This is a genomic window from Bradyrhizobium sp. BLXBL-01, assembly GCF_051853025.1.
Classification (GTDB): domain Bacteria; phylum Pseudomonadota; class Alphaproteobacteria; order Rhizobiales; family Xanthobacteraceae; genus Bradyrhizobium.
Genome location: NZ_CP182471.1, coordinates 6,241,904 through 6,260,400, shown reverse-complemented (window position 1 = coordinate 6,260,400; position 18,497 = coordinate 6,241,904). Strand labels below are relative to the sequence as shown.

Annotated in this window: 25 protein-coding genes and 1 pseudogene; 11 read left to right on the top strand and 15 right to left on the bottom strand. The window is 65.0% G+C overall.

Annotation, left to right across the window (positions count from 1 at the left end; translation table 11 throughout):
- Positions 1–151: 151 nt before the first annotated feature.
- Positions 152–1,006, top strand: coding sequence for a 3-mercaptopyruvate sulfurtransferase (sseA, locus tag ACNJYA_RS29170; RefSeq protein WP_439401125.1), 855 nt, complete (start codon positions 152–154; stop codon positions 1,004–1,006).
- 18 nt (positions 1,007–1,024) lie between these two features.
- Here the strand turns inward: sseA and ACNJYA_RS29165 are convergent, their stop codons facing one another.
- Positions 1,025–1,780: a hypothetical protein gene (locus ACNJYA_RS29165; protein WP_439401124.1), complete on the bottom strand. Its 756-nt coding sequence runs from the start codon at positions 1,778–1,780 to the stop codon at positions 1,025–1,027.
- A 364-nt stretch (positions 1,781–2,144) separates the two neighbouring features.
- Between ACNJYA_RS29165 and ACNJYA_RS29160 the strand changes: the two are divergent.
- Positions 2,145–3,343, top strand: a pseudogene (locus ACNJYA_RS29160) (L,D-transpeptidase family protein).
- 54 nt (positions 3,344–3,397) lie between these two features.
- Here ACNJYA_RS29160 and ACNJYA_RS29155 read toward each other — a convergent pair.
- Both ACNJYA_RS29155 and ACNJYA_RS29150 read right to left on the bottom strand, forming a co-directional pair.
- Positions 3,398–4,360 carry a D-2-hydroxyacid dehydrogenase family protein gene (locus tag ACNJYA_RS29155; RefSeq protein WP_439401123.1) on the bottom strand — a complete coding sequence of 321 codons (963 nt, stop codon included), beginning with the start codon at positions 4,358–4,360 and terminating at the stop codon, positions 3,398–3,400.
- A 130-nt stretch (positions 4,361–4,490) separates the two neighbouring features.
- Positions 4,491–4,706, bottom strand: coding sequence for a hypothetical protein (locus tag ACNJYA_RS29150; RefSeq protein WP_260382551.1), 216 nt, complete (start codon positions 4,704–4,706; stop codon positions 4,491–4,493).
- A 235-nt stretch (positions 4,707–4,941) separates the two neighbouring features.
- Between ACNJYA_RS29150 and ettA the strand changes: the two genes are divergently transcribed.
- Together ettA and ACNJYA_RS29140 are read left to right on the top strand one after the other, a co-directional pair.
- Complete coding sequence (gene ettA, locus ACNJYA_RS29145; RefSeq protein WP_439364067.1) at positions 4,942–6,591, top strand: energy-dependent translational throttle protein EttA; 1,650 nt, start codon at positions 4,942–4,944, stop codon at positions 6,589–6,591.
- Between the two features lie 7 nt (positions 6,592–6,598).
- Positions 6,599–7,825: a lytic murein transglycosylase gene (locus ACNJYA_RS29140; RefSeq protein ID WP_439364066.1), complete on the top strand. Its 1,227-nt coding sequence runs from the start codon at positions 6,599–6,601 to the stop codon at positions 7,823–7,825.
- 182 nt (positions 7,826–8,007) lie between these two features.
- Here the strand turns inward: ACNJYA_RS29140 and ACNJYA_RS29135 are convergent, their stop codons facing one another.
- Both ACNJYA_RS29135 and ACNJYA_RS29130 read right to left on the bottom strand, forming a co-directional pair.
- Entirely contained in the window at positions 8,008–8,289 is a 282-nt protein-coding gene (locus ACNJYA_RS29135; RefSeq protein ID WP_025034459.1) for a hypothetical protein, read from the bottom strand.
- A gap of 211 nt (positions 8,290–8,500) precedes the next feature.
- Positions 8,501–8,821: a hypothetical protein gene (locus ACNJYA_RS29130; RefSeq protein ID WP_172786779.1), complete on the bottom strand. Its 321-nt coding sequence runs from the start codon at positions 8,819–8,821 to the stop codon at positions 8,501–8,503.
- A 126-nt stretch (positions 8,822–8,947) separates the two neighbouring features.
- Here ACNJYA_RS29130 and ACNJYA_RS29125 point away from each other — a divergent pair, with 126 nt between their 5' ends.
- The 3 genes from ACNJYA_RS29125 to bfr all read left to right on the top strand — a co-directional run bounded on the left by ACNJYA_RS29125 (position 8,948) and on the right by bfr (position 10,316).
- Positions 8,948–9,262, top strand: a complete 315-nt coding sequence (locus tag ACNJYA_RS29125) for a hypothetical protein (protein WP_260382555.1) — start codon at positions 8,948–8,950, stop codon at positions 9,260–9,262.
- 160 nt (positions 9,263–9,422) lie between these two features.
- Positions 9,423–9,695 (top strand): (2Fe-2S)-binding protein, encoded by a 273-nt coding sequence (locus ACNJYA_RS29120; protein ID WP_172786777.1) that lies wholly within the window; start codon positions 9,423–9,425, stop codon positions 9,693–9,695.
- A 132-nt stretch (positions 9,696–9,827) separates the two neighbouring features.
- Positions 9,828–10,316 (top strand): bacterioferritin, encoded by a 489-nt coding sequence (bfr, locus tag ACNJYA_RS29115; protein WP_172786776.1) that lies wholly within the window; start codon positions 9,828–9,830, stop codon positions 10,314–10,316.
- Positions 10,317–10,417: 101 nt separating this feature from the next.
- Here the strand turns inward: bfr and ACNJYA_RS29110 are convergent, their stop codons facing one another.
- The 4 genes from ACNJYA_RS29110 to ACNJYA_RS29095 form a co-directional block, all read right to left on the bottom strand.
- The gene (locus tag ACNJYA_RS29110; RefSeq protein ID WP_439364065.1) at positions 10,418–11,020 is read right to left on the bottom strand and encodes an MSMEG_1061 family FMN-dependent PPOX-type flavoprotein; all 603 of its coding nucleotides are present in this window, start codon (positions 11,018–11,020) and stop codon (positions 10,418–10,420) included.
- A gap of 78 nt (positions 11,021–11,098) precedes the next feature.
- Positions 11,099–11,452, bottom strand: a complete 354-nt coding sequence (locus ACNJYA_RS29105; RefSeq protein WP_172786774.1) for a hypothetical protein — start codon at positions 11,450–11,452, stop codon at positions 11,099–11,101.
- Positions 11,453–11,579: 127 nt separating this feature from the next.
- The gene (locus ACNJYA_RS29100; protein ID WP_439364064.1) at positions 11,580–11,921 is read right to left on the bottom strand and encodes an MmcQ/YjbR family DNA-binding protein; all 342 of its coding nucleotides are present in this window, start codon (positions 11,919–11,921) and stop codon (positions 11,580–11,582) included.
- Between the two features lie 18 nt (positions 11,922–11,939).
- Positions 11,940–13,001, bottom strand: a complete 1,062-nt coding sequence (locus ACNJYA_RS29095; RefSeq protein WP_439364063.1) for an alpha/beta fold hydrolase — start codon at positions 12,999–13,001, stop codon at positions 11,940–11,942.
- A gap of 125 nt (positions 13,002–13,126) precedes the next feature.
- Here ACNJYA_RS29095 and ACNJYA_RS29090 point away from each other — a divergent pair, with 125 nt between their 5' ends.
- Together ACNJYA_RS29090 and ACNJYA_RS29085 are read left to right on the top strand one after the other, a co-directional pair.
- Positions 13,127–13,396 (top strand): DUF2277 domain-containing protein, encoded by a 270-nt coding sequence (locus ACNJYA_RS29090; protein ID WP_172786771.1) that lies wholly within the window; start codon positions 13,127–13,129, stop codon positions 13,394–13,396.
- Positions 13,397–13,489: 93 nt separating this feature from the next.
- Complete coding sequence (locus ACNJYA_RS29085; RefSeq protein WP_172786770.1) at positions 13,490–13,705, top strand: hypothetical protein; 216 nt, start codon at positions 13,490–13,492, stop codon at positions 13,703–13,705.
- A gap of 7 nt (positions 13,706–13,712) precedes the next feature.
- Here ACNJYA_RS29085 and ACNJYA_RS29080 read toward each other — a convergent pair whose 3' ends face one another.
- The 3 genes from ACNJYA_RS29080 to ACNJYA_RS29070 form a co-directional block, all read right to left on the bottom strand.
- Complete coding sequence (locus tag ACNJYA_RS29080) at positions 13,713–14,210, bottom strand: collagen-like protein (RefSeq protein ID WP_212254557.1); 498 nt, start codon at positions 14,208–14,210, stop codon at positions 13,713–13,715.
- 173 nt (positions 14,211–14,383) lie between these two features.
- Positions 14,384–14,632: a helix-turn-helix domain-containing protein gene (locus ACNJYA_RS29075; protein WP_172786768.1), complete on the bottom strand. Its 249-nt coding sequence runs from the start codon at positions 14,630–14,632 to the stop codon at positions 14,384–14,386.
- Between the two features lie 172 nt (positions 14,633–14,804).
- Positions 14,805–15,572 (bottom strand): SDR family NAD(P)-dependent oxidoreductase, encoded by a 768-nt coding sequence (locus ACNJYA_RS29070; protein ID WP_439364062.1) that lies wholly within the window; start codon positions 15,570–15,572, stop codon positions 14,805–14,807.
- 111 nt (positions 15,573–15,683) lie between these two features.
- On the opposite strand from ACNJYA_RS29070, the gene ACNJYA_RS29065 reads away from it, so the two are divergent.
- Positions 15,684–16,169, top strand: a complete 486-nt coding sequence (locus ACNJYA_RS29065; protein ID WP_172786766.1) for a J domain-containing protein — start codon at positions 15,684–15,686, stop codon at positions 16,167–16,169.
- A gap of 91 nt (positions 16,170–16,260) precedes the next feature.
- On the opposite strand, the gene ACNJYA_RS29060 is transcribed toward ACNJYA_RS29065, so the two are convergent.
- The 3 genes from ACNJYA_RS29060 to ACNJYA_RS29050 all read right to left on the bottom strand — a co-directional run bounded on the left by ACNJYA_RS29060 (position 16,261) and on the right by ACNJYA_RS29050 (position 17,554).
- A complete protein-coding gene (locus ACNJYA_RS29060; protein WP_172786765.1) occupies positions 16,261–16,512 on the bottom strand; it encodes a hypothetical protein in 252 nt (83 codons plus the stop codon).
- A 240-nt stretch (positions 16,513–16,752) separates the two neighbouring features.
- Complete coding sequence (locus tag ACNJYA_RS29055; protein WP_172786764.1) at positions 16,753–17,013, bottom strand: hypothetical protein; 261 nt, start codon at positions 17,011–17,013, stop codon at positions 16,753–16,755.
- Between the two features lie 157 nt (positions 17,014–17,170).
- On the bottom strand, positions 17,171–17,554 hold the full coding sequence (locus ACNJYA_RS29050) for a RidA family protein (RefSeq protein ID WP_439401122.1): 384 nt from the start codon (positions 17,552–17,554) through the stop codon (positions 17,171–17,173).
- 486 nt (positions 17,555–18,040) lie between these two features.
- On the opposite strand from ACNJYA_RS29050, the gene ACNJYA_RS29045 reads away from it, so the two are divergent.
- Positions 18,041–18,475 (top strand): hypothetical protein, encoded by a 435-nt coding sequence (locus ACNJYA_RS29045; RefSeq protein WP_212254559.1) that lies wholly within the window; start codon positions 18,041–18,043, stop codon positions 18,473–18,475.
- Positions 18,476–18,497: the final 22 nt, after the last annotated feature.

Sequence of the window (18,497 nt, the reverse complement as noted above, 5' to 3'; positions counted from 1 at the left end):
TTCCCCGCGAAAGCGGGGAATCCAGTACGCCGCAGCCTCTCGGCTCAATCATAACCGCCTCTGGAATACTGGATCGCCCGGTCAAGCCGGGCGATGACAGCGGAGTTTGATGCGCATTGCTTCAACTTCGGAACGACAAGAAAGACATCGCATGACCGCCACCGACCCCCTCGTCTCCACCGAATGGCTCGCCGCTCACATGGGCGATGCCAACGTCAAGATCGTCGACGCCAGCTTCAAGCTGCCGGGCGTGCTGCCGCTGCCGAAGGACGATTATCTCGCCGCGCATCTGCCTGGCGCGGTGTTCTTCGACGTCGATGCGGTGTCGGATCATTCCAATCCGCTGCCGCATATGTTTCCGAGCGCGGAGCAGTTCGGCCGCGACGTCGGCAATCTCGGCATCGGAAACAGCGACACCGTCGTGCTCTACGATGCCGGCGGCTGGGTCGCAGCGCCGCGTGCCTGGTGGATGTTCCTGTCCTACGGCCACGGCAATGTGCGCATCCTCAATGGCGGTTTGAAGAAGTGGCGCACCGAGGGACGCGCGATCGAGAGCGGCGAGGTCAAGCCGAAGCCTGCGACCTTCACGGCGAGCTATGATGCAAAGCGCGTGCGCAGCATGCAGCAGCTGATCGCCAACCTCGAAAGCCGCAAGGAGCAGGTGATCGACGCGCGCGCTGCCGATCGGTTCGAAGGCCGCGCGCCCGAGCCGCGGCCGGGCATCCGCTCCGGCCACATTCCCGGCGCCCGCAACGTGCCCTACAACCTCTTGTTCGATGCCGCGACCGGCGAGATGAAGCCGCTCGAGGAGCTCCGCGCCGCCTTCACCAATGCCGGCGTCAAGCTGGATGCGCCGATCGTGACGAGCTGCGGCTCCGGCGTCTCCGCCGGCGTGCTGACCCTCGCGCTCTACCGCCTCGGCATCACCGACACCGCGCTCTATGACGGCTCGTGGTCGGAATGGGGCCAGGCCGGCGGCCCGGCTATCGCGACCGGTCCGGCGTGAGGTTGTCGGAGTGACGAGTCAGCGCGTACGTGCGGTCGTTGTTGTCGCGAAAGCCGGCTGCTGCTGACCGAACGGATCGAGCTGCTGCTGCAGCTGCTGAGGCGGCGGGCGCCGCACCACGCGTTGGCGCTTCTTGACCTTGGCCTTGCGCTTGGTGGCCTTGCTGTCCGGCTTGCTGCTCTCGGCCTTGGCCTTCGCCGGCGCGTCCGTCGCGGCCGGGGCAGCGTTCAGCGCAGCGAGCCTTGCCGAGGCGACATCGATCGCCGCGGCCGCGAGGGCAGGGTCAGCCGGTGCCGGCTCGCTGGCGGTTTCGGCAGGCTGGGCCTCGGGAGTCGCGGCCGTGGTGTCGGCGGGGGTCAGCGTATCCGTGGAAGCCGGCGCTGCCGCCGCCACGATCGGCTCGGGCCTGGCTGGCTCGATGGCCGGCGCTTCGGCCTGGGGCGTGGCGGCCTCAGGCTGAGCCTCGGTCTCGGTCGTCAGTGCGGCAACCTGTTCGGGCTCGCTCAGGGGCAGAGCGATGGTCGGCACCTGGTCGCGGAGCGATGGCGTGGTCTCGGCGGGCAACTCCGGCTCGGCCCGCAGCACCGCGAGCACCGGCTGGGCCGGCTCGGGCGCTTGCGCAAACACCTGCTCCTGCGGGCCGTTCCGCCAGCCGGGGTTGCTGGCATATTGCTGATGGGTCGCCCGCAGCAGCGCGGCGGCCCCTAGGCCGAACACCAGGATGGAGGTTGACAGCAGGATCGCGGCAAACAGGAAGCGAAAGCCGGGAAGCATCGAGCGATTGCGAATTTCCGCCCCGGCGGCGGAGTGGCCGGGGCCCAAGAGCCATCTGAACGCGGTGACGGTACTGCTTGCCGCGTTCGCCACGCGGGATCGAAGCTCAAAAAAGTGGCGAATCAGGCTGATTCGACCATATCGCAACGCTTCCGGATCGTTCCGTTAAAATCGCGGCCCAACATCGCGGCAAATGATGGCGCGATACGATTTCAGCCCCGTGATGCAACGGGGCAACGGTAGTCTTGCGGATCACAAAACGGCAAGTCCGGCGCAAATAAGCCTGATATGTCTTGAATGTGCCGCTATCTTCCGTCATCTGGCCGTTAACGGTCCGATCGGGCTTGGGGACTATACAAGAGCGATGATGATCAAACACTTTCTGACGATATGCGCTGCCGCAACAGTCGCTGCGGCGGGAACCTCGCTCGCTCAGGCTCAGAGCTATCCGGTCCAGCAGGTCCCGAGCTATGGCGCCCCGGCCGAATATCGGCCCGGTGACCGCGTACCGAATTTCGACGCGCTCGACGAAGACGACGACGCGATGCCGCATGCCTCGCTGCCGCCGCCCGGTCCGGCTGACGATCCCCGCTACGGCCGTCCGATGGGCGCGCCTCCAGTCTATTCGGCCGCCCCGCCGCAAGGCCCGGTGATGTCGCCTGATGATCCGCGTTACGGTCGCCCGGCTGGCGCCCCGCCGGTCTATTCGGCAGCGCCGCAGGGCCCCGTGATGTCGCCCGACGATCCCCGCTACGGCGGCCCGCCGGTCCGCCGGCGGTGATCTACGCCGACCGTCCCCCTCAGCAGGCGCCTGCCAATGATGGTCTGCGTCCGCCCGAGGCTGTCGGCGGTCCCGCCGCGACCGGCACGGTCCAGGCCGGGCAGCCGCCCGTGGGCACGGATGGCCGCCCGGTGACCTTGGCCGCGCTGCCACCCGAGGAGCAGCCCGATGCCGCGCCGGTGCAGCTGCCGCCGAACCTGCGCCGTCAGGAGGTCGCGTTCCAGACCAAGGAGCCGGCCGGCACGCTCGTGGTCGATACGCCCAACACCTACCTCTATTACGTGCTCGGAGGCGGCCGTGCGATCCGCTACGGCGTCCGTGTCGGCCGCGACGGCTTCACCTGGACCGGCGTGCAGAAGATCACCCGCAAGGCCGAGTGGCCGGATTGGCATCCGCCGACCGAGATGATCGAGCGTCAGCCCTATCTGCCGCGCTTCATGGCCGGCGGCCCGGGCAATCCGCTCGGCGCCCGCGCGATGTATCTCGGCTCGACCGTGTACCGCATCCACGGCACCAACCAGCCCTCGACCATCGGCAAGTTCGTCTCGTCGGGCTGCATCGGCATGCTGAACGAGGACGTCTCCGACCTGTTCGATCGCGTCAAGGTCGGCACCCGCGTTGTCGTGATGCCGGGCGGCCCGCCGCCGGGAACGGCGACGGCCTCAGCCGCGCCGACGCAGAGCGCGGCCGGGCCGGCTCCGATGTCCGCCCAGGCGGGCCCGGTCCCGGGGACGCAGCCCACTGTCGTGCCGCCGCTGCCCGCGCCGGTCACCGTGCGCTGAGCGCCTCAACATCAATGTTTGCGAAGGGCGTGCCGTCGGCACGCCCTTTTGATTTCAGGCCAGCCTGCGCGGCAGCTCGCCGCCCTTGGTGAAGGCGTCGATCGCCTCGACCATCTGGCCATAATGGATGCGCAGACCATCCGTGGTGGCGTAGCCCAGATGCGGCGTCAGCACGACATTGTCGAGCTTGCGGAAGGGATGGTCGACCGGCAGCGGCTCGACCGAGAACACGTCCAGGCCTGCACCCGCGATCTTGCGCTCCTGCAAGGCTTCCAGCAGCGCCTGCTCATCCACGATCGGCCCGCGCGCGGTGTTGACCAGGAAGGCCGTCGGCTTCATCCGCGCAAGATCCGCGCGGCTCACAAGCCCGCGCGAGCGCTCGCTCAGCACCACGTGGATGGTGACGATGTCGGCCTTGGCGAACAGCTCCTCCTTGGTGGCGTAGCCGACACCAACAGCCGCGCACTTCTCCGGCGTCAGGTTCGGGCTCCAGGCGATCACGTTCATGCCGAACGCTTTCGCAATGCCTGCCATCTTGCTGCCGAGCTTGCCGAGCCCGACGATGCCGAGCGTCATGCCGTCGATCTCGACGCCGGCAAATGTCTGCCAGGATTCGCCCGCATGCATCCGCGCGTTCTCACGGCCGATGCCGCGGGTCAATTCCAGGATCAGGCCCATGGCGAGCGGCGCGGTCGGATCACGGGAATATTGCGTGCCCCCGATGGCGATGCCGCGCGCTTTCGCGGCCTCGATGTCGATCGCAGCGTTGCGCATGCCCGACGTCAGCAGCAGCTTCAGCTTCGGCAGGCGATCGAACAGGCTCTGGGGAAATGCCGTGCGCTCGCGCATCGCGCAGATGATCTCGAAGTCGGTGAGCGCACTGGCCGCGGCCTGCTCGGAGGCGAAGGGATGGCTGAACACGGTGACGTCGACGCGGTCTGACAGTTTCGGCCAGTCTGCGACGTCGAGGGCGAGGTTGAAATAGTCGTCGAGGATTGCGCAGCGCAGCCGGCTCATCAGCGATCATCCATGGCGAGAGGTGATGGCGCCGGGCGGGCGCCGTCGTCGGAACCTGGCCATGGTTGCGCGCAATCGCGCCAGCGCGCAAGCAGCCTGCGGCTTCAAAAGTCCGATAGGAGGTCGTCTCTCAGACGTCGCGGGGCTTCAAGCGGAACGGCGCATCCAGGCCGTGCTTGGCGCGCCAGGCGGGCCCGGGGCCGCGCATGTAATGCAGTTCGGGCCGGTAGGGATTGAAGGCGGTGGCGAAGAAGCGCTTCCAGAAGGCCTTGATCTCCGAGGCGAACCCGAAAGTGCGCCCGGCTCCTGCCGGAACGGGAAGAGAATTGGTCTCGATCAGAGCCATGATGCGGCCTCGCTGTGCTCCCCATTCGTTCTGAGCGGGTGGCGCTGTTTCCGCGCGAAACCGAGCTTTGGCCTGCTTTATTAAAAAATGGTTTCAATTGTCCGGATCTGCGTCCGGATGGTGTCCGTCCCGTATTCATCCGTGGTGAACGGAGGGAAAACGTTGCCCTTTGAAGGCGGGATCGTTACATCGCTGGCGAAGCAAATTTCCTCAAATCGAAGGTTTCACGGGACCGATGGCGCGCCAGTTCATCTATTTCATGCAGGGCCTGACCAAGAGCTACCCGACCCGGAAGGTGCTCGATAACATCCATCTGAGCTTCTACCCGGATGCCAAGATCGGCGTGCTCGGCGTCAACGGCTCGGGTAAGTCGACGCTGCTCAAGATCATGGCCGGTCTCGACAAGGAATATACCGGCGAGGCCTGGGTCGCCGAGGGTGCCCGCGTCGGCTATCTGGAGCAGGAGCCGCAGCTCGATCCCAAGCTGACCGTGCGCGAGAACGTGATGCAAGGCGTCGCCAAGCAGAAGGCGATCCTCGACCGCTACAACGAGCTCGCGGTCAACTATTCGGACGAGACCGCCGATGAGATGACCAAGCTGCAGGACGAGATCGAGGCTCAGGGCCTGTGGGATCTCGACAGCAAGGTCGACCAGGCCATGGACGCGCTGCGCTGTCCGCCCGACGACGCCGACGTGACCAAGCTCTCAGGCGGTGAGCGTCGCCGCGTCGCGCTGTGCCGCCTGCTGCTCGACCAGCCCGAGCTCTTGCTGCTGGACGAGCCGACCAACCATCTCGACGCGGAATCCGTGTCGTGGCTGGAAGGGCACCTGCGCAACTATCCCGGCGCGATCCTGATCGTCACCCACGACCGCTACTTCCTCGACAACGTCACCGGCTGGATCCTCGAGCTCGATCGCGGCCGCGGCATCCCGTACGAAGGCAATTACTCGTCCTGGCTGGTGCAGAAGCAGAAGCGTCTGGAGCAGGAGGGACGCGAGGATGCCGCGCACCAGAAGACGCTCGCGCGCGAGCAGGAATGGGTGGCGTCTTCGCCCAAGGCACGCCAGGCCAAGTCCAAGGCGCGCTACCAGCGTTATGAGGAACTGCTCAAGCAGGCCAGCGAGAAGCAGACCCAGACCGCGCAGATCATCATCCCGGTGGCCGAGCGGCTCGGCGCCAACGTGGTCGATTTCGAGGGTCTCAGCAAAGGCTTTGGCGATCGCCTCCTGATCGACGATCTCACCTTCAAGCTGCCGCCCGGCGGCATCGTCGGCGTGATCGGCCCCAACGGCGCCGGCAAGACCACGCTGTTCAAGATGATCACCAAGCAGGAACAGCCGGACAAGGGCTCGATCACGGTCGGCGAGACCGTGCATCTCGGCTACGTCGACCAGTCGCGCGACGCGCTCGACGGCAAGAAGACCGTGTGGGAGGAAATCTCCGGCGGCAACGAATTGATCCTGCTCGGCAAGAAGGAAGTCAATTCGCGCGGCTATTGCTCGTCGTTCAACTTCAAGGGCGCTGACCAGCAGAAGAAGGTCGGCGCGCTCTCGGGCGGTGAACGCAACCGCGTGCATCTGGCAAAAATGCTGAAGTCCGGCGCCAACGTCCTGCTGCTCGACGAGCCGACCAACGACCTCGACGTCGACACGCTGCGCGCGCTCGAAGAGGCGCTGGAGGACTTTGCCGGTTGCGCCGTCATCATCAGCCACGATCGCTGGTTCCTCGACCGCATCGCGACGCACATCCTCGCCTTCGAGGGCGAGAGCCATGTCGAATGGTTCGAAGGTAATTTCCAGGATTACGAGAAGGACAAGATGCGCCGGCTCGGCCAGGACAGCATCATCCCGCACCGCGTGAAGTACAAGAAGCTGACGCGGTGATGGCGGCATGATGCGGCGGGCGCTCATCGCTGCGGTGATCGTCATCACCTGCGGCTGGTCGTCCGCCCGCGCCGCTGACGCCGCCTTCACGCAGTTCATCGCCTCGCTGTGGCCGGAAGCCCAGCAGGCCGGCGTCTCGCGCGCAACGTTCGACGCGCAGACGCGCGGGCTGGAGCCCGATTACAAGCTGCCCGATCTGCTCTTGCCGGGACGGCCGGCGACCGGCGCGCCGTCGCAGGCCGAGTTCGTGCAGGTGCCGGCGGACTACGTCAAGGAAGCTTCGATTGCGCGGCTGGCCGGCGAGGGCCAACGGCTGCTGCAGAAATATCGCGCGGCGCTGACCGAGATCGAGAAGAGCTCCGGCGTGCCGGCAACAATGATGCTTGCGATCTGGGGCCGCGAGACCGATTACGGCCGCTACACGCTGCCCTATGATCTGGTTCGCGTGCTGGCGACGCAGGCCTATGTCGGCCGGCGCAAGGATCAGTATCGCAACGAGTTCATCCTCGCGCTGAAGATCCTCGGCGAAGGCGTGGTGACGCGCAAGGACATGCGCTCGTCCTGGGCGGGTGCCACCGGGCTCACGCAATTCCTGCCGTCCGAATATTACAAGCATGGCGTCGATTTCGACGGCGATGGCCGCATCGACATCTGGCACTCCGTGCCGGATGCGCTGGCCTCGGCCGCGCAGCAGCTCGTCAACAAGGGCTGGCAGAGCGGCCTGCGTTGGGCCTACGAGGTGCAGGCCCCGGCCAAGGTCGATTGCACGACGGGCGTGCCGGAGGTAACCAAGCCGATCGCCCAATGGCTGCGCGAGGGTTTTGTCCCGGTGCGCGGCCAAAAGCTCAGCGCGGCCGAGCAGGCGCAGCCGGCCTCGCTGCTCCAGCCCGAAGGCATCTACGGGCCGTCGTTCCTGACCACGAAGAACTACTTCGTCATCAAGGAATACAATTTCTCCGATCTCTACGTGCTGTTCGTCGGCCATCTCAGCGACCGCATGACGAGCCCGCTGCCCTTCGCAACGCCCTGGTCGGCTTCGAAGCAGTTGCGCACCAAGGACGTCGAGACCATGCAGCGCGGGCTGACGCGCATCGGGCTCTACAAGGACAAGATCGACGGCAAGGCCGGCATGCAGACGCGCGCCGCGCTCGGCGCCTATCAGAAGTCGGCGGGACTCAAAGTCGATTGCTGGCCGAGTGAAGAGGTGCTGCGTTCGATCCAGGCGGCGCGGTAGAGCATGATCCGGAAAAAGTGTGAAGCGTTTTTTCCGAAAAGATCATGCTCAAACAAAGACCTAAAGCGCGATGACGATTCGTCCAAATCTCATCGCGCTTTAGTGTCTCACCAAAGAAAAAGCCCGGCCGAGGTGCTCGGCCGGGCTTCGATCGCCGCGCTCATGAGCGCGTTGCGATCAGATCAGTAGCAGACGCGAACCGGGCGGCTGACCCAGCCGTAGCCGTCCCAATAGCGCTCGCGGCGCCAGTAGCAGGGCGCGGGCGGCGGGGGCTCGGCGATGTAAACCGGGCCGCCATAGGCGGGACGGCTCGACGCGATGGCGCCGCCGACGATCGCGCCGCCGATCAGGCCGGCCGCGATGCCGGCGCCGACGTTGTCACCGGCTTTGGCGGACGGAGCGGCGGTCACCAGCGAACCGGCGACCGTCGCGACCGTGAGGGCGGCAACTAAAGTCTTGTTCATGCTCTTGGCTCTCCTGGGAGATGGGTTCCTCCTGTTAGAGGCGCCCGGGTTTCAAAGGTTCACGCACACTCTGATGGAATTGGCCTTGCAGCTAGGAAGCGCGCAAATGGTCAATCCACGGTAAACGCACACGGACCTGTGACGAGAAAAAGCGGTCTTTTTCAGGCCCCGAGATGAACGGCAACTCCGTAGTCAACCGGCTTGGCGTGCCTCAGCCGCAGACTCGGACGCGACGGACGCGCCAGGCATAGCCATCCCAGAAGCGCTGCTTCTGCCAGACGCAGCCGCCGTAATAGTCGTCGGCCACATAGCCTGGACCAGGGGCGTAGTAGCGCGGCGGGTAGTAGCCCGGCTGATAGTAGCCATAGCCGGGTCCGTAATAATACGGAGAAGCCAATGCACCGCCGACAATGGCGCCGCCGATGATCCCGGCTGCCACGCCTGCGGCGACGCCGCGCTGGGCATGGGCCGGCGATCCGGCCGTCAGGGCCAGGGTGGCGACGGCAGCGACCGCCATGAGCGACTTCTTCATTGCTTGACCTTTCAGACCAACACACGGGAACCCTTTGGGCCGCAAGGTTCCATATTTCGCTGAAATGATCAATGAACGGCACCTTTGCCGGAGACGACCAACTAATATGGGCCCCACTGGGAGACGATGATGGGCAACGCGATGGTCAATGCCTTGATTGCGGCCGGGATCGTTTTCGCGATCGGCTACGGCTGGATCGCACATCTCCAGAACCGCGCACGGCGCTCCCGCGCCACCGCAGGCAGCGACCGCGGGAGTGGCGGCGGGGACAGCAGCTATTCCGGGACGAGTGACGGCTTCTCGCTGGGAAGCTGGTTCTCCGGCGGCAGTTCGGGGAGCTCGAGCGACGGCGGCAGCTGTTCGAGCAGCGATAGCGGCAGCAGCAGCGGCGGCGACTGTGGAGGCGGTGGCGACGGTGGAGGAGGCGGTGGCGGCGACTAGTCCGGCCCAATCTTGATCCAGCGCAACAGCTTATTTTAGAGCCGTTCTAGGCTTTGATCAGGCCAGTTTGGAATAGCTTCAAATACCGGTTTTTCCTTTTGCATCCGGCCGGCCTGTTAAATATCGATGATGGCGCATCACCGAAGGGCCTGCCGCTTCCATGATCGTTTGTTCCTGTAACGTGCTGAGCGATGACGATATCCGCGCCGCCGTCGCCGAGTCCGACGATGCCGTGCGCCATGCCAAACAGGTCTATGGCTGTCTCGGCTGTAGCGCCGAATGCGGCCGCTGCGCACGGACGATCAAGACCATCATCGACGAAGCGCTTGGGCCCTGCGCGCAGTCCTGCTGCGCCGGCTGTCCGCATAGCCACACCGTGGCCGCCAACGACGAGACCGCCGAGCCCGCCGAGTTCGCGCTCGCGGCCTGCTGAAAACTTCCGCACCCCCGGCTGAGCTTTTCCCCGGCTGCGTTCCCGCAGCCGGTTGCCCTCGTTCGCAAAGTGATTTAGAAGCGTTCTAAACTCGGTTAGGGCCGATTTGGATTGCAAGAGCTGGAGTGAACCATGCAGGGCGACGCAAAGGTCATCGAATATCTCAACAAGGCGCTGCGTCATGAGCTGACTGCGATCAATCAGTACTGGCTGCATTACCGCTTCCTCGACAATTGGGGCCTGCTGGACATGGCCAAGGTCTGGCGCAAGGAGTCCATCGAGGAGATGGAGCACGCCGACAAGCTCACTGAGCGTATCCTGTTCTTCGACGGCTTTCCGAACATGCAGGTGCTCGACCCCCTGCGCATCGGCCAGAACGTCAAGGAGATCATCGAGTGCGATCTCGCCGCCGAGATGAGCGCGCGGGCGCTTTATCAGGAAGCGGCGACCTACTGTCACAGCGTCAAGGACTATGTCACGCGCGACCTGTTCGAGAAGCTGATGAGCGACGAGGAGCATCACATCGACTTCCTCGAAACCCAGCTCGATTTGATCGGCCGCATCGGCCTCGAACTCTACACCCAGAAGCATGTCGGCGGGCTGGAAGGCGACGGGCATTAAGCGCTAACGCCGCGACAGACGCCGTCGCGACACACTCCCATGTCGTCCCCGCGAAAGCGGGGACCCCGCAAGGCTGGGACGACGCTGTGATGCCGTGCGGCCTACAGCTGCGTCTTGTAGAGCTCTTCCACGGCCTCCTGGCTCGCGGGCTCGCCGAGGCCGGTCTGCTCGTGAACGACCGTGACGATGCTCGGCATCACCGAGCGCGGCACCTTCTCCGACGACCACAGCTTCGAGCGCATCAGCGCCTTGCCGCAGTGAAAATAGACTTCGCTCACGGTGACGTTCAGCACCGCGCGCGGCGGCTTGCCGAATTCCTCCATCGAGGCGAGCAGATCCGGGTCGGCCGACAGCGTGCCGCGTCCGCCGACGCGCAGCGTCTCGTCGATGCCCGGAACGAAGAACAGCAAATGCACGAAGCCTGAGCCTTCGACCACGTTGCGGAAACTGTCGATGCGGTTGTTGCCGGAGCGGTCGGGCATCAGCAGCTGGTTGGGGCCGGCGACGCGGACGAAGCCGATGCCGCCGCCGCGCGGAGAAGCGTCGACGCTGCCGTCCAAGCCCGATGTCGCGAGCACGCAGAACGGCGACATCTCGATGAACTTCTTCGCGTGCGCGTCGATCGCGGGCCGTGCTTTCGCGATCACGCGCGGGCTCGGCTTGGCATAGATGGTGGCGAGGTCTTCGGCGCTAAGATCGGTCAACGGCGTGCCTCCGCTTCAAGCTTGGCTCTAGGCTACCCGATCGGGCCATCTCCAGCCAATGGAATTCATCAAGACGCGCTACACCGCATCCGCCGGCACGAAGCAGCTGATGATGATGGCCCCGCGGTGGTGGACGTACCACACCACGGCCTGGCCGACTGGATTGCCCTGGTCGCGGATGATGGCGCGTTCGGGCACTTCCATCCATTGCCCTTCGATCGGCACCCAATAGCTGCCCGCGCGCACGTCGTAGTCGGTGCGATGGCCGTCGGAGATGTCGCAGCAGGGCACGCCGTTCGGCGCGATCACGCTCTTGAACCAGGCGCGGATGTCGGGCGGGACGTGATCATATTGCCCGTTGTCGAACGCGAACGCAGCGCTCGTCAGCGCCGTCATCGCGATCAGCCAAACGCACAGTGCGAGCCTTCGCATGCGATCCTCCGCCGCATTCCGATTCGTATCGTTGATGCGATTAAGCCCGAGCTGACAGCGCATTGCATGCTCAAATAATATGCGCGCGAGAGGCGCGGCGGCATGATGCGTTGCGGCATGATCTTCGCTATGGCGTCTCGATCGAGGCAAGCAGCGATTTTGGCGCGACATTGCGCCAGGCCATATCGAGCGCGCTTCGCAGCGTTACCTGATCGACCTTCGCCAGCTTCACATTCGTGCTGCCGTTCTTGCCCCAGGCGCCGGGCACGGGGCGAAACATCGCCGGCTCCGCATCGATGAGCATGGCCTGCTGGTCCGGCGTCAGCTTCACCATACCCCATGTGTCATCGGGATAGCCTATCGTCGCGAACACGCGCTTGCCGACGCGGAAGTCGGCATGGCCGTGATGCGCGCCCTCGATAACACCGGGAAGTGCGAGTGCAGCCTTACGAAAGCGGGCTTTCGACATATCGTCTGGCTGCCGCTCCTACATCGTCCGCTGCGGCGCGGTCTGTAGCAATTGCCTGACCTGCTCGCTGTAGAACTTTGCATTGCCGGTGGTGCCGTGGCCGCGCGTCTCGGCGCTCGCCGGGATCAAATAGAGGCGGCCGTTCTTGACCCGCTTCATGGCAGCGTCCGTGAGGCCGGTCTCGGGCGGGTTGCGTTCGTCATCGGCCGAATTGATCAGCAGCAGCGGGGCCTCGATCGCCTCCAGCTTCTCGCTCGCATTGTAGTCGTGCGAGGATTCCCATTGATAGACGAAGTCGTTGGCGTCCGCCGTGATCGGCGTCGCGAGCCGGTCATCGACGATCTTGTCGGCCTTCGCCGCGGTCGGCGCCTGCGATTGATAGGCGAGCGTCCCGCCGATGCTGGCAATGCCGTAGGCGGTGATGGCATATTTCATCATGCGCGGCTGGCCGGTGTAATTGCCGCCATTGTAGTCGGGATCGTTGCGGATGGTGTCGAGCATGATCCGCCGCATCATCCAGTTGCGCGATGCCATCTCGGTCGGCTGCGAGGCCATCGGGATCAGCGCGTCCATCGCCTTCGGATATTTCTCGCCCCACAGCCAGGTGTGCATGCCGCCCATCGAATTGCCGATCACGAGCCGCAGATGCTTGACCCCGAGGCCTTCCGTCACCAGGCGATATTGCGCCTCGACCATGTCCTCGTAATTGTATTTCGGAAAGCTCGTTTTCATGCCGTCGGAGGGCTTCGACGATTTGCCGTGGCCGACATTGTCGGGAATGATGATGTAATATTTGGCGGCGTCGAGCGGCTGCCCCGGGCCGAACAGCTCGCCGGCAAAGGAAGGCGTCAACACGCTCGCGCCCGACCCGCCTGTGCCGTGCAGCACCAGCACGGGCTGGCCCGAGGGTTCGCCGACCGTGGTGTAGTGCAGCTTCAGTTCCGGCATGGTCTCGCCGGTGTGGAACTTGAAATCCCGGGCGATCCAGTCGCCCTGCTTCGGTGGCGGATAGTCGACTGCCCATCCTGACGTCGAGATCGATAGCAGGATGGCCGACAGCGCGACGCAAGAAGCTCTCATGTTCCTCTCCCCCGTGCGGCTCGTGTCCGGCGGCCGCTTTTGCGGCGGAACCTAGCACAAATGCGGGAACGATGTAGGATTTCCCCTCCGCCAACCGTCCTCGAGGAAATATCCGGAGAAAGTGCATGTGCCGCAATATCAAGACGCTGTTCAACTTCGAGCCCCCGGCGACCGAGGATGAGATCCATGCCAGCGCGCTGCAATTCGTGCGAAAGCTGTCGGGTTTCAACAGACCGTCTCAGGCCAACGAGGCGGCGTTCGAGCGTGCGGTGGCCGAGGTCTCCGAGGCCGCGCGAAAACTCCTGACTTCACTGCATACCCATGCGCCGGCGCGCGACCGCGAGGTTGAGGCGGAAAAGGCCAAAGAGCGCTCGCGGCTGCGCTTCGGTACGTGAGCTCAGGCAGCGTGGTCCGTGATCTGCCTCACGGTATCTGCTGCCTCGGCTTGCGAAGGTGGCGGCCGGGGTTTTGATCGCCCGGAGCACGACATGAGCCGCCCCCTTCTTCCCTTGAAAGCAGGTGCCATCGTCTTCACGCTGCTGTGGACCGCGTGGATGATGTGGTGGAGCGGCTCGTTCTCCAGCGCGAATGTGGTCATCCTCGCCCTGTGCGGCGCGGCGGTCGGCTATCTCTGGTATCGCGCCATGCGCTGGCAGTTCGAGCGCATGGGCATGCTGCCGCGGCGCGAGGATCAGCCCAAATAGACTGGGGCTAACTCTTCTGGCCCTGCTTCTTCTTCTTCTTTTTCTTCTTGTGATCGTCGCCGTCGTCGCCCTCGTCGTCGACGATTGCCTCGTCGGTCTCCTGGACAGCGGCTTCGAGCGCTTCGCGCTCAGCGGCTTCGCGCTCGCGTTGGCGGCGGCGCTCGTCCCAAGCGTCGAAGAGCTGGTCGAGCCACGGCAGCACCTGCTCGATCGACGGCAATTGGCCGGGCGGACCCGGCTCGCCGCGCGGGCCTTGCGGCCCCGCCGGCCCCTGCGGTCCGACAGGTCCCAGCGCGCCGGCTGGCCCACGCGGACCGGCTTCGCCCTGCTTTCCTTGCGGTCCGGCCTTTCCGACCGGGCCCGGCTTGCCCTGCGGCCCGGGCTTGCCGCGCGCGCCGTCGGGGCCGCGCCGGCCCGGATGACCTTGTGGTCCCGGTCGTCCCGGCTCGCCTTGCCGCCCACGAGGACCCTGAGGCCCCGGCCGTCGTCCCTGGTCGTCTGCCACGCCATTGCTCCCTTCACCCGAAGCAAGCTACTTAGCGGCGTTTGACGACAGCAGCAATTCTGCCCGCGCATCGTGCCCGGCTTGATCAACATCAATCCAACGGAGCAACCAGCCGTGTCATCGATCGCGCGCGGCTGCGCAGCGCGTCGTCGCGGGTGGACTAAAGTCGCGCGCTAGTCCTGATGGGCAGGCACGTCGATGCCAGAGGCGGCATAGAGCTTGATCTTGTTGCGCAGCGTGCGCACCGAAAGGCCGAGCACGCGCGAGGCCCGCGTGCGGTTGCCGTCGCAGCGCGCCAGCGTCTGCAGCACGAGCTCACGCTCGACCTCGTCGACGGTGGCGCCGATCAGAAGCGGAACGATCTGGTTCGGGGCAAAGAATTGTGCGTCCGGCTCGGACGCGGCGACATGAACAGTGGTCATCAACACACCTCCCGATCAACGCCCGCTTCCATCGTCGGAAGCGGATCGAGAACCAACGACCCCCAAGCCGTGAATCTACGGTGGTCTGGTTTGGTTAATGAAGGGTTAATCGGGGTGGCCGCGCCGAATTGATCTTGAGAATGCCCAAATGCGGCCGCGATTGACGAGCCTCTCACACCGTTCGGTAGCCGCCGTCCACCATCACGATGCTGCCGGTGACAAAGGCCGACAGATCGGAGGCGAGGAACACCGCAGGCCCCACGATGTCCTCGGGCTTGCCGGTGCGCGCCAGCGGCGTGTGATCGACGAAGGCCTGCACCAGCGCCGGATTTGTCGCACGCACATGGACGTTGATGTTGGTCTCGATAAAGCCGGGCCCGATCGCGTTGACGCGCACGCCGTCCTTGCCGAGCTCGACCGCGAGCGCCTTGGTGAAGCCGAGCACGCCGTGCTTCGAGGTGGTGTAGGCCGCCGAGCTCGGCGTGCGCAGATGCACGAAGGACTGGATCGAGCCGATATTGACGATGCGGCCTTTGCTCGCGCGCAACGGCGCGAGGAACGCCTGCGTCATGTTGAAGACGCCGGTGAGGTTGAGCGAGATGATGTCGTTCCAGTCCTTCGCCACCGTCTCGGTCTCCGCGGTGAAGGCGTTGCGGCGGGTGATGCCGGCATTGTTGACGAGGATCGAGACCTGCCCGACCTTGTCCGCGACCTGCTTCGCCAGCGCAAAGCAATCCTCGCGCCTGGTCACGTCGAGCGCAAAGCTCTCGGCCTTGCCGCCCGATGTTCGGATCTCCTGCGCCGCCTCCGCCGCCGTCTCGGCGTTGACGTCGAGCAGCACGATCTGCGCGCCCTCCCGCGCATAGCCGGCGGCGATCGCCCGGCCGATTCCGGAACCGGCGCCGGTGACGACGGCAATGTGGTTCGCGAGCAACGCCATGGCATATTCCTCCCGTTTTCGTTTCGAAGTTTCACGAAAAGCTAACTCGAAATTAAGGGGTCGGAAACGGCGGCCTTGGCATACTGATCTTGATTGCTAAACGTTGCGCGCATGATGGAACGGCTCGACTCCTGGAAACTCGCTCTGGAACGCCTGCGGTCGGCGCAATCGCCGGATTGGGCCGAGGCCGGCCGGCTGGTGGCCGAGATCGCGCGGATGAGCGGCGACGTCACGCTGCGCCAGGCCGCCGAGCAGGCGCTGCCGGTGCTGCGCCAGGCCGTCGACAATGACGATCACAGCGTGACGCTGGCGGCCCAGCGTCGTCTCGGTGTGGTGCTCGAGGTCGTGCACGATCTGACCGCACCGCGCTTCGGCCGCCGCAACGCTGCGCCGAAGAAGCTCTCCAGCGAGGATCGCGCCCGCAAGGTGCTCGGCCTGCCGCTCGCGGTGCAGCTCACCTGCGAGGACATCAACCAGGCCTATCGCCGCGCCGCCAAGGGCCTGCATCCCGACCAGGGCGGCAGCGCCGAAGCCTTCATCGACCTCGCCGCCGCGCGCGACATCCTGATCCATCCCGGCGCGCACAAGGACGCGTGAAGGCGCCACGGCTCGCGTTCACGCGGGCACAAAAACAACCGGGCAAGGACGTTGGCGTCCTTGCCCGGCTCTTCGTCCGCCGATCGAAACTTTACCAGGTGCAGCTACCGCTCTTGAGCGCGGCGTCCTTCGCCGCGAGGGCGTCGAGGAAGGTCGGCACGCTGGCGCTGGCGCGGTGGTAGCCGGCCGGCCACGGCGTGGTCGGGATGCTCTCGTCCCAGATCTGGCAGAAGCCGGTGTCCTGCCAACGGATCAGATGATAGCTGGCTTCGGCCGGGCTCGCGGCGACGAACGCAGTGACGGCAAGACCGGCGGCAGCGCACAGCATGGAAATACGACGCATGATCAGCTCCTCAAATGAATGATGTGATGCGCCTCCCGACAATGACGGGGAGGGGTGGTGCGGGACGCGCTTGGCTGCGCCCCGGACAAGATGTGAGTAGTTCCACCGGCCGCCGAGGTTCAAACAATGTGCGCTGGACCTGCGCGATTTCGGCCGGGGAAACGCTTCAGGCCAGCGCAAAGAAAAAGGGCGGATCGCCCGCGCGACCCGCCCTTCGAATGCGATCTCTTGCCGTAGAGCTCAGAGCGTGCACTTCCGCTCGGTGCGCATCTTGATCTGCAGGTCGGAGGCCTGCTGGAAGGTCGGGAGCGGCTTGCTGACGACCTTGTAGGTCGAGACCCCGAACTGGAACGGCTTGTATTGCAGGTCCTCGTTCCAGACCTGGCAGATGCCGGTGTTGTCCCAGCGGATCACGTAATAGCCGACCTTCGCTGAGGCCGGCACGGCGAACACGGACGAGGCGATGCCGGCAACGGCACAAAGCGCGAGAAGGCGACGCATGAAGTATCTCCTTGTGGGACATGGGACCGAAAAAATTCGTGCGGTAAAAGCAGGCCCTTTGCAAGCCGGCGAGCCGCCATTCACGGACATGTCAGCCGTGCCTCGAGCATTTGGTTTGGCAGCGTGCCCGATGGGCCACACGCAGCTTAATCCGCTCCTACTTGGCCAATGAGGCGACCGCCTCGATCTCGATCAGCATCTTCGGATCGGGCAGCGCGTGCACCACGCATGTGGTGCGCGCCGGGTACGGCGGCGGGCCGAAGGCGCCGGCATAGAGCGCGTTCATCGCGGCAACGTCCGAGGCGCGGGTCAGGAGCACGTTGACCTTGACGAGATCGTGCATGCCCGCGCCGGCCTCGCTCAGCACGCGCTTGATGTTGACGACGACGTTGGCGAACTGTGCCTCGAAGCCATCGGGCAGCGCGCCTGATACATCGAAGCCGGGAATGCCGGAGACGAACAGGAGATCGCCAACGCGCGTCGCAAAGGACAGCGGCGGCGCCTTGATGTGCGGCGGGGGCGCGAAATGCTGGATCGACATGGGATCACCTCAGGACGGGGGCGGACGCATGAGCGTAGCGGCAAGACGTGGGCTGCTCAAAACAAAAATGCGAAAACAACCCCATGCACAGTAGGGATGGTGCGGAGAACATTGGGATTTTTGAAAATTCGGGATAGCGGAAGTATCCGCTTGCTCCGTCGGGCAAAACAGGGGCAGTATGGCACGATGGCGATGGTGCCTTCGATCGCTGGTGGTTCGCCTTTTCCTGCTGGCGGCAAGAGCCGGTATCCATCCATCTCGTCATTGCGAGGAGCTCTTGCGACGAAGCAATCCAGACTGCCTCCGCAGAACGATTCTGGATTGCTTCGCTACGCTCGCAATGACGGGGCATGAGGACCTTCCGCGAGTCTCGCCGCCGCTGCACTTGCGGAAACTGCCGTCCCATCATGTTGCCGCCCCGATCGATCAGGTACATTCGCTCCGTCTGATTCGAATCCTCCCCTAAAAAAGCCCCCGGAGACCCCCATGAAGCTCGCATCCACCTTCCGCGCCGCGTGCGTCGCCATTGCCGCGCTGGCCGGCCTCTCGACGACCGCGCGCGCCGACAGCGGCTTCGTGACGCTGACGATCTACAAGGCCGGCTGGATCATCGGCGGCTCCGGCGGCTCCGGCGTGCTGAACTTCCGCGGCCGCTCTTACGGGCTCTCCACCGGCGGCATCGACTATGGCCTGGTGTTCGGGGGATCCAAGACCGTGCTGCGCGGCCGCGTCAGCAACATCAACCGCCCTTCGGATGTCGCCGGCGTCTACGGTGCCGCCGGCGCGGGCCTCGCCGTCGGCGCCGGCGCCCGCGCCATCGTGCTGACCAACCAGAAGGGCGCGGTGCTGGAGCTGACCGGCACGCAGGTCGGCCTGATGGCGAATGCAGATCTCAGCGGCCTTGCGATCACGATGCGGTAAAGCGAGGTGCCGTAGGGTGGGT